The 11,894-nt window shown below is 72.3% G+C and carries 14 protein-coding genes; 6 read left to right on the top strand and 8 right to left on the bottom strand.

Annotation, left to right across the window (positions count from 1 at the left end):
* Positions 1-126: 126 nt before the first annotated feature.
* Positions 127-657 carry a PPA1309 family protein gene (locus AC1DP0_RS01005; protein WP_478081956.1) on the top strand — a complete coding sequence of 177 codons (531 nt, stop codon included), beginning with the start codon at positions 127-129 and terminating at the stop codon, positions 655-657.
* Positions 658-660: 3 nt separating this feature from the next.
* Here AC1DP0_RS01005 and AC1DP0_RS01010 read toward each other — a convergent pair whose 3' ends face one another.
* Together AC1DP0_RS01010 and AC1DP0_RS01015 are read right to left on the bottom strand one after the other, a co-directional pair.
* The gene (locus tag AC1DP0_RS01010; protein WP_478081958.1) at positions 661-1,782 is read right to left on the bottom strand and encodes a YlbL family protein; all 1,122 of its coding nucleotides are present in this window, start codon (positions 1,780-1,782) and stop codon (positions 661-663) included.
* Between the two features lie 14 nt (positions 1,783-1,796).
* Positions 1,797-2,270, bottom strand: a complete 474-nt coding sequence (locus AC1DP0_RS01015) for a molybdenum cofactor biosynthesis protein MoaE (RefSeq protein ID WP_478081960.1) — start codon at positions 2,268-2,270, stop codon at positions 1,797-1,799.
* A 152-nt stretch (positions 2,271-2,422) separates the two neighbouring features.
* Here AC1DP0_RS01015 and AC1DP0_RS01020 point away from each other — a divergent pair, with 152 nt between their 5' ends.
* Entirely contained in the window at positions 2,423-4,252 is a 1,830-nt protein-coding gene (locus AC1DP0_RS01020) for a zinc-dependent metalloprotease (RefSeq protein ID WP_478081962.1), read from the top strand.
* Positions 4,249-4,860: an NUDIX hydrolase gene (locus tag AC1DP0_RS01025; protein ID WP_478081964.1), complete on the top strand. Its 612-nt coding sequence runs from the start codon at positions 4,249-4,251 to the stop codon at positions 4,858-4,860. The genes AC1DP0_RS01020 and AC1DP0_RS01025 overlap by 4 nt, the downstream gene beginning before the upstream one ends.
* A gap of 72 nt (positions 4,861-4,932) precedes the next feature.
* On the opposite strand, the gene AC1DP0_RS01030 is transcribed toward AC1DP0_RS01025, so the two are convergent.
* The gene (locus AC1DP0_RS01030; protein WP_478081966.1) at positions 4,933-5,484 is read right to left on the bottom strand and encodes a YgjP-like metallopeptidase domain-containing protein; all 552 of its coding nucleotides are present in this window, start codon (positions 5,482-5,484) and stop codon (positions 4,933-4,935) included.
* Positions 5,485-5,673: 189 nt separating this feature from the next.
* Here AC1DP0_RS01030 and AC1DP0_RS01035 point away from each other — a divergent pair, with 189 nt between their 5' ends.
* The 3 genes from AC1DP0_RS01035 to AC1DP0_RS01045 all read left to right on the top strand — a co-directional run bounded on the left by AC1DP0_RS01035 (position 5,674) and on the right by AC1DP0_RS01045 (position 8,548).
* A complete protein-coding gene (locus AC1DP0_RS01035) occupies positions 5,674-5,835 on the top strand; it encodes a DUF5679 domain-containing protein (RefSeq protein ID WP_020143053.1) in 162 nt (53 codons plus the stop codon).
* Between the two features lie 192 nt (positions 5,836-6,027).
* A complete protein-coding gene (locus AC1DP0_RS01040; RefSeq protein WP_478081968.1) occupies positions 6,028-6,990 on the top strand; it encodes a hypothetical protein in 963 nt (320 codons plus the stop codon).
* 226 nt (positions 6,991-7,216) lie between these two features.
* On the top strand, positions 7,217-8,548 hold the full coding sequence (locus AC1DP0_RS01045) for an ABC1 kinase family protein (RefSeq protein WP_478081970.1): 1,332 nt from the start codon (positions 7,217-7,219) through the stop codon (positions 8,546-8,548).
* A 21-nt stretch (positions 8,549-8,569) separates the two neighbouring features.
* Here the strand turns inward: AC1DP0_RS01045 and AC1DP0_RS01050 are convergent, their stop codons facing one another.
* The 5 genes from AC1DP0_RS01050 to AC1DP0_RS01070 form a co-directional block, all read right to left on the bottom strand.
* A complete protein-coding gene (locus tag AC1DP0_RS01050; protein WP_478081972.1) occupies positions 8,570-8,776 on the bottom strand; it encodes a hypothetical protein in 207 nt (68 codons plus the stop codon).
* A 212-nt stretch (positions 8,777-8,988) separates the two neighbouring features.
* On the bottom strand, positions 8,989-9,123 hold the full coding sequence (locus AC1DP0_RS01055; protein ID WP_442280048.1) for a hypothetical protein: 135 nt from the start codon (positions 9,121-9,123) through the stop codon (positions 8,989-8,991).
* A 74-nt stretch (positions 9,124-9,197) separates the two neighbouring features.
* Positions 9,198-9,485 carry a WhiB family transcriptional regulator gene (locus AC1DP0_RS01060; RefSeq protein ID WP_442280047.1) on the bottom strand — a complete coding sequence of 96 codons (288 nt, stop codon included), beginning with the start codon at positions 9,483-9,485 and terminating at the stop codon, positions 9,198-9,200.
* Between the two features lie 287 nt (positions 9,486-9,772).
* Positions 9,773-10,036, bottom strand: a complete 264-nt coding sequence (locus AC1DP0_RS01065) for a hypothetical protein (RefSeq protein WP_478081974.1) — start codon at positions 10,034-10,036, stop codon at positions 9,773-9,775.
* A 143-nt stretch (positions 10,037-10,179) separates the two neighbouring features.
* The coding region (locus tag AC1DP0_RS01070) for an ATP-dependent DNA helicase UvrD2 (RefSeq protein WP_478081976.1) at positions 10,180-11,894 on the bottom strand (1,715 nt) is incomplete at its 5' end.

Consider the following 11,894-nt stretch of genomic DNA (forward strand, 5'->3'; position numbering starts at 1 on the left):
TTCGGCCGCCTGCGGCAACCATAACCCGCACTCTCGCGGCACCCACCGCGTGATACCGCAACGTGACCGGACGGGGACGCGCGGGTCCGCACCGGCGCGGCTCTCGGCATACGGCAGCATGGGCACGTGAACTCGCAGCCCGTCATCGACCCCCTCGCCATCGCCGCCCTCGACACCGAGCGCCACGTCGCCGCCGGGGGCTGGGACCAGCCGGCCCGGCTCTTCGCGCTGGTGCGCACGGCTGACCTGCTCGAGCGTGAGCCGCAGCTGCGCGAGCAGATGGGACCCTCCGACCTGGCCGAAGGTGCCCTGACGGCCATCGAGCAGGAGGGCCTGCCGACGACGAGCTCCCTCGAGACCCTGCTCGGGCGACTGGCCTGGCCGGACGAGGTCGACGGCTGCGCCTTCGCGATCGAGCGCATGGTCGTGCCGCCGGAGGCCGAGCGCGAGCTGCCGGCACGCGGTGAGGACGCCGTCGACCACCTCGCTGCCCACCCGGACCGCAAGGACGTCCGCCTCGTGGTGGCCGTCCTGCGCGATGGCGCGTCGATCTGCCTGCTGCGCCAGCGCGACCACGACTCCGACGACGCCGTCGCGACCGGCAAGGACATCGCCCCCGGGCTCGTCGAGGCCCTCAAGGCCAGCTTCGAGGACTGAGCCTCAGCAGTGCGGCAGGGAGCCCGTCCTGCCCCGGGCGATCTCCTCGACGGCGGTGCGGGCCTCCGCGAACGTGCCGACCTTGAAGACGTCGAGGCCGTCGGGCACGTGCCCGACCACCTCGTCGCAGTTGTCGGCCGGGGCGAGGAAGTACTGCGCGCCGTCGGCGCGGGCGCCGGCGAGCTTCTGCCGGATGCCACCGATGGGTCCCACCTGGCCCTGGTCGTCGATCGTGCCGGTGCCGGCGATCTGGCGGCCACCGGCGAGGGGGCCGGGAGTCAGCTTGTCGTAGATGCCGAGCGAGAACATCAGCCCCGCGGACGGCCCCCCGATGGCTCCGGCGTCGATGGTGATCTTGCCCGGGAAGTCGTGGCGGAGGCCGAGCAGCACGCCGAGTGCGGTCCTGCCCCCTTGGCCGGCCACGGTGGGCACGACGACCGTCTGCTCCTTGCCCTTGCGGGTGACGGTGATGGCCACGGTCTCGCCGGGCTTCTTCTTCTGGAGCACGTCGCGGACGGCCTGGGTGGTGGTGATCGCCTGGCCGTCGATGGCGCCGAGCCGGTCGCGGGCCTCGAGCAGGCCCTTGGCCTTCGACGCCGACGCGAGTCCGACGATCTCGATGTGGCTCGGCACGGGCTCGCCGATCGCCCGCAGCGCGACCGCGGTGGCCTCCTCCTGGGAGCCCTCCATCTGCACGGCGTTCTCCTCGGCGACCTGCTGCTGCGTGACCTGCGGGTCGAAGACCTGATCGACCGGGAGGACCTCCTGCGACGGGTCGACCCACGCGCGCAGGACGTCCCACGCGTTGACGGGGTAGCCGGGGCCGCCCTCGACCCGCACGGTCGTGAAGCGCAACGCCCCGTCGGTGGGATAGGTCGGCAGACCCGAGATGGCGATGATGGGGGTGCCCTTGCCGTTGGTCGTGGTGCCCAGGGTGTTCTGCGTCGGCCCGGGACTTATGACGGCATACGGCAGGTGGATCAGGGTGCCGAGCACCACGACGACGAGGAAGAGGAAGAAGGCGGCGAGCAGGGCCTTGTTGCCGCGCGTCAGTCTGCCGAGGTCCTCCCCCTCGGCCCCCTCGGCGCGCGCCGGCAGGTCGGTGCCGGCGGGCTGCGCCGGCACGCGCCTGATCGTCCTCACGGCAGCCCGACCCACTCGTCGGCGCCGTCGGCGAAGCGCTGGTGCTTCCAGATCGGGATCGTGGCCTTGAACTCGTCGATGAGCTCGCGGCAGACGTCGAACGCCTCGCCGCGGTGCTCCGCGCTGACCCCGACGACCACGGCGATGTCACCCACCTCGAGGTGGCCGACACGGTGGACGACCGCGAGCCGGACAGCACGCCCGTCGTGCGCCAGGCGTTCCGCGAGCGCGCGGGCCGCCTCGGCGGCCTGCGGGTGCGCGGAGTAGTCGAGCGCGGCGACCGTCTTGTCAGCCGTCGTGCCGGCCGTGGTGTCGGCCGTGGTGTCGTCCTCGGGGGCTGCGGGCCCGTCGTGGTCGCGGACGGTCCCGACGAACAGACACACGCCACCGGCCCGAGACGAGGAGACGCTCGCGAGCACCTCGTCGACCGACAGGGGTGTCTCACGGATCTCGGCAAGGGTGACCGTCACGCCCGCAATCGTATGCCGCGGCGCCGGCGCCCGTGTCTCGCGACCGTCCCGCCGGGCCGGATCCGCGGGAACCAACCGGGTCCATCCGTGGTTGTCTTGATGTGCGGCCACACGGCCGGCAGGAGATCCGTTCGAGTTGGGGATGAGCAGGCATGGCCGACGACCGTGGACGCAGTGACGACAACCGCAGCGACGACCGGAAAGACGACCGCAGCGACGAGGACGACGCGCGCGGACAGGTCCCGGGCGACCTGCCCGCGGACGCGAGCGAGGAGCAGGACGGCCCCGACCAGCAGGGCGCCCCTGACGACCACCCGGGCTCCGGCGACGCGGACCGGACTCGCGGCGAATCCCCCTTCGGGTTGCCCCTGAACCGTCCCGGAGCCGGCTCACCCGGCAGCGGCTCGAGCCCTGCCGGCTTCGGCGCAGGTTTCGGCGGCGGGCCGGGCGGGGGTCTCCCAGGGCTGCCCGACCTCGGTGGCATGGACCCCTCCGACCTCGGCGCGATGCTGGAGAGGGTGCTGGGCGAGGCCGCCGACAACCCCGAGCTCGCCGAGGTGATGAAGAGCATGGGAGTCGACCCGACCGACCCCGCGACGCAGGCCGCGATGCGAGCGCAGCTCGGGACCTTCATGGCGGCGCAGGAGTCGCCGACCGGGTCACGTGACATGGCCACCGAGGTCGCCCGCCGCCACGTGATGACCGTCGAGGGCAACGACGTCCACGACGCCGCGGCCGCCCGCGCCGTAGCCGACGCCGTCTCGGTCGCGACCCTGTGGCTCGACGAGCAGACCACGCTGGCCTCCCCCGCCTGGCGCGCGACGGGTCTCAGCCGCGCCGAGTGGATCGAGGCGACGATGCCGCGCTGGTTCGAGCTGATCGAGCCGGTCTCCGACGGCGTCACGGCCGCGACCTCCGACGCCATGCGCAAGCAGGTCGGCGAGCTCGGCCCCGAGGCGTTCGGTGAGGCGCTGCCCGAGGGCCTGCCCGAGGGGTTCGACCCTCGGGAGATGGTCGAGCAGTGGGCGCCGATGCTCGGCAACCTCAGTCGGCAGATGTTCTCGGCCCAGCTCGGGCAGGCCGTCGGCACACTGGCGACGGAGGTCGTGAGCGGGACCGAGGTGGGGCTGCCGCTCACCGAGCCTGGCGTCGTCGCCCTGCTGCCCGGCAACGTCGCACAGCTCGCCGAGTCCCTCGAGATCGACGTGGCGCAGGTGCGCCTGTACCTGGCCGTGCGCGAGGCCGCGCGGGTCCGGCTCTTCTCCGAGGTGCCGTGGCTCGGGCCGCAGCTCCTCTCGGCGGTGTCCGACTACGCCCGCAACATCACCATCGACACCGAGGCCATCGAGTCCGCGCTGTCGACGATCGACCCGTCCGACCCCGAGGCCCTGCGCTCGGCCCTGCAGGGCAACCTCTTCCGGCCGCAGCCCACGTCGGCTCAGCGCGCTGCGCTCGACCGCCTCGAGACGCTCCTCGCCCTGGCCGAGGGCTGGGTCGACCACGTCACCGACCGCACGACGGCGCAGCACCTGCCGCAGTCGGCGGCACTGGCCGAGACGATCCGCCGCCGGCGCGTCGGCGGCGCGGCGCAGAAGACGTTCGCCGGGCTCGTCGGGCTCGAGCTGCGCCCGCGCCGGCTGCGCGACGCCGCGAACCTCTGGGCCGCGCTCGAGAGCACCGGCGGAGCCACCCTGCGCGACGGCCGCTGGGCCCACCCCGACCTCGCGCCCACCTCGGCCGACCTCGACGACCTCATCGGCTTCGTCGAGCGGGCCACCGGCGAAGGTGCTGCCCGTGCGGCGGGCACCCCGGAGGCCGTCGGTGCCGGGCTCGGCGACGACCTCGACTCCGTGCTGCAGGGCATCCTCGAGGAGGCTGACCGCGAGCGAGGCACGGCGCCCGGCTCGACGGTCGACGACGACCGCTCCGACGGCGACGACGAGCAGCCGGGTGGCGACGCCGACGCGGGCCCCACGCGGTGACAGGCTCCAGCGCGAACCCGCTCGGCCTGGCGGAGACCTCGGACGATGACGCAGCCGGGTGGCTGCGCCTGCACGCCGACGCCGTCGCCCGGCTGCAGTCGTGGGAGGCCCCAGACGACCAGCAGGAACGACTGCGGCTCGACTTCCTCCAGCACCTGCTCGCGCACCCCGACGCCATGAGCAAGGCCGGCCCGTCGGCTCACCTCACCGGCAGCGTCATCGTGCTCGACGAGGAGGGCACCTCGGTCCTGCTCACCCTGCACCGTCGAGCGCGCGAGTGGTTCCAGTTCGGCGGCCACTTCGAGCCGAGCGACGCCTCGGTGTGGCACGCAGCGACGCGGGAAGCGCGCGAGGAGTCGGGCATATCCGACATCTCGGCCCTTCCGCCGATCGTCCAGCTCGATCGCCATGTCCTCTCCGGCGACTTCGGCAGCTGCCGAGAGCACCTCGACATCAGGTTCGCAGCCGTGTCACCACGGTCTGCCGCGTCCGCCGTCAGCGGGGAGTCGATCGACGTGCGGTGGTGGCCGGTCGACGCTCTTCCCGAGGGCACCGCCGACGACCTGCGGCCGCTCGTCGACGCCGCCCGGCGCCGGCTCCCCCGCTGACCGCGCGGACGGCTGGGCGCAGCGTCACGGCAGACGTGGTCGTATGCCGTCCGGTGGCGCGGGCGGTCGCGCTCACTCGTCGCTGAGGTCGAGACCGGCGGCCGCGGAGACACCCTGGAGGTAGCCGCGAGCCCGCTCGAGACGGGGATAGCCGCGCAGCAGCTGCCAGAACTCCGGCCCGTGCCCCGGCTGCAGCAGGTGTGCGAGCTCGTGGAGCAGGACGTAGTCGACGACCCACCCCGGCATGCCACGGAGCTTGTCGGACAAGCGAATCGAGCCCTCAGCCGGAGTGCACGAACCCCACCTCGAGTTCTGGTTGGACACCCAGCGCACGCTGGCGGGCACGGCCCGGCCACCGAGGTGCTCGCGCGACAGGGCGAGCGCACGCTGCTCGAGGTCGCCGTCGCTGCGCTGCCGACGCTGCTCGGAGGCGGCGATGCGCGCCACCATCGTGCGCACCCACTCCCCCTCCTCGGCACGGCTCATCCGCGCCGGGACCAGGACGACGAGGCGCCCCTCCTGGCGGTAGGCCGAGACGGTGCGGCGACGCTTGGCGCTGCGGCGGACCTCGACGGTCACGCCGTCGACCACCGTCTGCACCACCTCACGTCGCACCGTCGTCATGAGGGCAGGGTAGGTCAGGGCGGGGACAACGGTCCGCAGCGTGGGCCCGACACGGCCACGCCCGCGCGTCATACCGCACTCCTGACGGGCGCGCCAAGCGGGGATGAGCATGATTTCGTGCTCAGCGTGCCTTAGGGTTGAACGAGTCGAGGCACCCGTCGGATGGGTGCCATCTACAAGGAGACATCAATGGCTGACGAGACCTACAAGGGCGAGTTCTACTGCGTGAAGTGCAAGGAGAAGCGCGAGGCCGAGGGCAAGGTTGTCGTTTCCGACAACGGTCGCCGCATGGCCAAGGGACAGTGCCCCGTCTGCGGCACGAACCTGAACCGCATTCTGGGCAAGGCCTGACCAGGTCGCGGCGGCGTCGCTGACGCCGCACATCGAAGGGGCGGGACCACACGGTCCCGCCCCTTCGTACGCGCCCGGACACGTGACACCGCGCCCCGGCTGTGGACGACGCCCACGCGGGAGCCGGGGCGGCTGCGAGCCTGACGACCGAGGGTGGCGTCCGTCGGTGGCGCCACCGGGTCTGGAGGTCCGATGTCAGCAGCTGCCGTCCCGCCCCACCCGCGTCTGCCCGTCTGGCTGCGGCCACTGGTACGACGACCCGGCGAGGTCCAGTTCGGCGTGCTGCCGGGCGGCCCCGTCGTCACGGGGATCACCCTCGCCGAGGTCGAGCTGCTCGCCCGCCTCGACGGCGCACTCCCGCTCGCACTGACCGACCAGGTGGCGGCAGGGGCCGGGATCGCATCCGCGAGGTGGCGGGCCCTCCTCGAGCTGACGACCGACCTGGGCCTGCTCACCGACCGCACACTGCCCTTCCCCGGCTCGGAGCCTGACCGGACGGGACGTGTCGTCGTCGACGGCTGCGGGGAGGTGGCCTCCGGCATCGCTGAGGCGCTGGTGCAGGCGGGCACGACGGTCGTGCACGGTCGCGCGGCCGTCGACCGGGCCGTGGCGTCACCGCTGCGACCACGACCCGACGTCGTGGTCCTCGTCGGGTCACCGGTGGTCGATCCGCGCCGTGGACAGCTGTGGCTGCGGCACGAGGTACCCCACCTGCCCGTGACCCCCGCCGGCCCGCGAACCGTCGTCGGGCCCCTTGTCGACGCCTCACCCGGCGCCCCCTGCCTGTGGTGCCTGGAACGCCACCGAGCCGACCGCGACGATGCCTGGCCGGCTGTGATGAGCCAGGCCGCACGGGGTCGCACCCTCGCACTGGCGGGGCCGCCCGAAGGCCGGCACGACGCGCTGAGTCCGGGACTCGCCCACGTCGTCGTCGGCACCGTGACGCTCCTGGTCATGGGCGTCCTCGAGGGCCACCCGTCCCCGCCGGGCGTCTCGGTCGAGGTCAGCCTCCCGTGGCCCCGGATGGACCACCGTCGCTGGCCGCCCCATCCGCTCTGCCCCGAGCATCCGGTTCGCACGGCGACGACCGGAGCTCCCGGCGGTCCTGCGAGTGCTTGTCACTCCCTGGACGGATCACTGCAGCGTGAGGCGTGACCTGCTCCCGCCGTGCCGACGTGCCGATGGTTGCCGATGACCGCCTGGCCGTCCCTCGTCCCACACGCCGAAGGCTGTACGGATGGTCAGGTGAAGCTGCGCGAACGGGTACACATAGAGTCGAGCGTGGGCGCCGAACCGCCGCTTGGCGATGGTGTCGTGTCGCCGCCGTGACGGCGGCCCGGGCCCCGCCTGAGACCTGCCGAACCGCCCGAGGAGGTGCGATGTGACCGATCTGCCCCGCAAGGCCGTCGTGCGCTCGGCCAAGCTCGCCTCGGTGCCGCTCGGCTTCGCCGGCCGCACCGCCCTAGGCCTCGGCAAGCGCCTCGGGGGCCGGCCCGCCGAGATCGTGGCGGCGGAGCTGCAGGCCCGCACGGCCCAGCAGCTCTTCCAGGTGCTCGGGGAGCTCAAGGGCGGCGCGATGAAGTTCGGGCAGGCCCTCTCGATCTTCGAGGCGGCCCTGCCCGAGGACCTCGCCGTGCACTACCGCGCGATGCTCACCAAGCTCCAGGACAGCGCGCCGCCGATGCCGACCACCTCGGTGCACGGCGTGCTGCGCGCCGACCTCGGCACCCGCTGGCGCAGCAAGTTCACCTCGTTCGACGACCATCCGGTGGCCTCTGCCTCGATCGGCCAGGTCCATCGCGCGGTCTGGAAGGACGGCCGCGACGTCGCGGTGAAGATCCAGTACCCCGGCGCCGGCGCCGCTCTGATGAGCGACATCCGCCAGATCAGCCGGGTGGCCAAGGTCGCCGCCGGCTGGGTGCCTGGGATCGAGCTCGGCCCGATCCTCGACGAGCTGCGCGACCGGATGGCCGAGGAGCTCGACTACCGCCTCGAGGCCGAGTCGCAGGCGACCTTCGCCGCGGCCTTCGAGGGCGACCCCGACTTCGCCGTGCCACACGTCGTCGAGGGCCGCGAGCACGTCATCGTGTCGGAGTGGCTCGAGGGCCTGCCGCTCTCGCGGATCATCGCCGAGGGCACCCAGGAGCAGCGCGACACCGCGTCGCAGCTCTACCTGCGCTTCCTGCTGGCCGGACCGGCGCGCGCCGGCCTGCTGCACGCCGACCCCCACCCGGGGAACTTCCGCATCACGCCGGACGGTCGCCTGGGCGTCATCGACTTCGGCGCCGTCAACCGGCTCCCCGACGGCATGCCGCCGGAGATCGGGCCGCTGCTGACCACCGGCCTCGAGGGCAGTGCCGAGGACGTGCTCGCGGGCCTGCGCGAGATCGGTTTCGTCAAGCAGCGCATCGACCTCGACCCGCAGCGGCTGCTCGACTACCTCGAGCCCTTCATGGCGCCCTTCCGCACCGACACCTTCACCTTCAGCCGCGACTGGCTCCGGGGGGTCTTCGCCCACATCAACGACCCTCGGCAGCCCAACTACGCCGTCGCGTACAAGCTCAACCTGCCGCCCGAGTACCTCCTCATCCACCGCGTGTGGGGTGGGGGCATCGGCGTACTCAGCCAGCTCGGCGGCACCGTCCACGGACGGGCCATCGTCAACGAGCTGCTTCCCGGCGCCGACCTGCCGCCGGTCGCCGCCGCCGGCTGACCGACCGGCGCTGTGCGCCCGTCACCACCAGGCGGGGTCGAGCTTGCTCTCGATCGAGCGGAGGTTCTCGCGGCTGCAGCGCTGGCACGTCCAGGTCGTGCGCCCACCGTCAGAGCCTCGACTCCACGAGAGCCGGGCCGCGGCCTGCTCGTCGGGCGGCGGTGTCGCGCCGCAGCCGGAGCAGACGAGCTGCTGGCCGTGAGCCGACGTACCGGTTGAAGCGTTCATGGGCTTCTCCCTTCTCCTCTCTCGAGTATCCGCCGATCCGGGGGCCAGACGCGGCGCCACGCGGGAGCGCGTTGGCAGAGGGAGTGCGGAGCGGCTCGTTCAGATGCTGGCCCGTCGGCCCTCGACATGCGGAACCGCGGGTGACGTGCGCGTCACCCGCGGCTCGCTCACTCGATTCAGTTGTCCTGCAACGCGCTTCGCGGCGCGGTCGTTCACTTCGTGCTGTGGCGTCGACTGGCGCGGATCTCCTCGGCGATCAGCCGGGCGCTGCGACGGATGCCGCTGCGTTCCTGGCGCTGACTGCGCTGGTTGATCCGGTCGCGAGCCAGCATCTCGAGCTGGTTCATGACGTTCTCCTGGTCTGTGGAAAGGGTTGTGGTCTGCTGGGGTCGGCGTCCGGGACATGCGTTCTCACGCAGGCTCAGGCGGCCACGGGGTGCTTGCGTGGACGGCCGCGGGGCCGCTTCCGAGCCACGACGGCGCCCTGGACGAGCAGCTGCCCGCCCCAGACGCCCCACGGCTCCTGGCGCTCGAGCGCTCCGGCAAGGCACTGGACACGCGCGGGGCAGAGCCCGCAGAGCGTCTTGGCGAACTCGACGTCCTCGGGTCGCTCGGCGAACCAGAGCTCCGCGTCGTAGTCGCGACAGGGAATGGTCTCGCCGACCTGCTCGGCCTCGGCCCGCATGTCGATCAGTTCGGTCAGCTGCATCGTTCTCACCTCCGTCTCCTGGGCGCCCGTGGTGGAGCGCCCCTGCTCACTCGTGTCTGGTCTGGTCCGAAGGCCCGCACCGGTGGTGCACGTCTCGGTCCTGTTGCTCGGCATCCGGGGAGTCATCTGTGTCCCTGATCTGTCAGGCACCCGGTCGGGTGCTCTTCTGGCGGTGTCGGTTCGTACACGTGGAGCGGCGATCGGCCGGGAACCTGCCCGGAGAAACACGAAGGCCGCGGACCCGGTGATGTCGGGTTCGCGGCCTGGAGGTGAGGCTTCGGGTCTGGTCAGACCGGGGGCCTCCCAGAGCGGGAGCGAACGACATCGCGGATCTTGTAGGAGGGGGCGGACGTGCGGCCCGTGACCGAGACGTCTCCCTGGACCGGGGCGCGGAAGTCGGCGACACGGCCACCCATGAAGGCGGCGACGGACACAGTGGTCCCCTGCTGCGGAGCGAGAGTGGCCGCAAGGCGGACCTGGCCGGTGGTCGGCCGCAGACGCACGGAAAGGACGCAGGAAGCTGCGTTCATCGTCATCGTGGTGTTGTCCATCAGGCCGACCTCCTCACTTCTGCTCACGGGTCCCAGCTGGCCACCGAGACCACTGGGCTTGACTTCGACAAGGATAGGCGTGCGCCTCGCGGGCGAACAACTGATTTAGCGAAGTTTCAGGAACTTATTTTTACGGAGCACGCCTATCCTGCGGATTCCTTTGCTGCAGAACGACTTTCGATCAATTCTTGCGGGTCAGCACCACGGAGGATCGTCAGGACGTCGCTGCCGTACTGCTCGATCTTGCGCGCGCCGACCCCGCTGATGAGCGCGAGCCCGCCCTCGTCGGTCGGCGCGCTCTCGGCAATCGCGGTGAGCGTCGCGTCGGTGAAGACGACGAATGCCGGCACGCTCGCCTCGCGCGCGACGGCCAGCCGCCACGCGCGCAGCCGCTCGAACGTCGCCTCGTCGTACGTGGGCGGGCAGTCGTCGCAGCGGCCGGTCTTGCGCTGGGCGGCAGAGACCAGCTCGGCTCCGCAGCCGCGGCAGTGCGCGAGACGGGCCACCTTGGGAGCGGACCGCTTGGAGCCACCGGAGCGGGCTTCGCTGCGTGCGCCCTGGCCGAGGATGTCGGCGGCCGGGGCGAGGAAGCGCGAGACGCGGCGCGTGGCACGGGCACCCGGGGTGCGAGCGCCGGACCACGAAAGGAAGAGCTGCTGGCGCGCTCGGGTGAGTCCGACGTAGAGCAGCCGGCGCTCCTCCTCGATGGCATCGGGACCCTCGGCCATCGAGATCGGCATGAGGCCGTCGGAGGCGCCGACGAGGAAGACGGTGTCCCACTCGAGCCCTTTCGCCGCGTGCAGGCTGGCCAGCGTCACACCCTGGACGGCTGGGGCGTGCTGCTCGGCGGCGCGACGGTCGAGCTCGGCGACGAGCTCGGGCAGCCGCGCCTCGGGCGCTGCGACGGCGATGTCGTCTGCCAGCGTGGTGAGGGCGGTCAACGACTCCCAGCGCTCGCGGGTCGCCCCGCCGCCCGACGGCGGCTCGTGCGACCAGCCGGCCCYGGTGATGACGTCGCGCGCGATCTCGCCGAGCGGCTTGTCGCCGTCGTCGCTGCGGGCAGCACCACGCAGCAGCAGGATCGCGTCACGCACCTCCTTGCGCGCGAAGAAGCGGTCACCGCCACGCACGAGGTAGGGCACCCCCGCGTCGGTCAGGGCCGACTCGAACGCCTCGGACTGGGCGTTGGTGCGGAAGAGGATCGCGATCTCGGCGGCGGGATGCCCACCGGCCACGAGCGCTCGGATGCGCTCCGCGACGGCGGCCGCCTCTGCCGGGTCGTCGGGATGGCTCGTCAGCTCGGGGGCAGGGCCGGGCTCGGACTGCGCGAGCAGGCGCACCGCGCCCTCGCGGGCCGCCTGCGTGCCCGAGGCGACGATGGTGTTGGCGAGACCGACGATCTGCGGGGTCGACCGGTAGTTGCGGACGAGCCGCACGACCTGGGCCCCCGGGAAGCGCTGGGGGAAGCCGACGAGGTGTCGGGGGCTGGCCCCGGTGAAGGAGTAGATCGTCTGGGCGGGGTCACCGACGACGCAGAGGTCCTTGCGCTCCCCCAGCCACTGGTCGAGCAGCCGCTGCTGCAGGTCGTTGACGTCCTGGTACTCGTCGACGACGAACTGGCGGTACTGCCCCCGCACCGTCCGGGCGATGTCCTCGCGCTCGTCGAGGATGCCGACGGTGAGGAGCAGGACGTCCTCGAAGTCGATGACCCCGCGCCGCTGCTTGACGTCCTCGTAGGCCTCGAAGAGCCGCGCCATGGCCGTGAGGTCGAGGCCGGGGGGCTCACGGCGCTGCTCACGGGCGCGGGCGGCGTACGACTGCGGTGTCAGCAGGTTGACCTTGGCCCACTCGATCTCCG

It is taken from the genome of Terrabacter sp. P5_B1, from assembly GCF_056400505.1.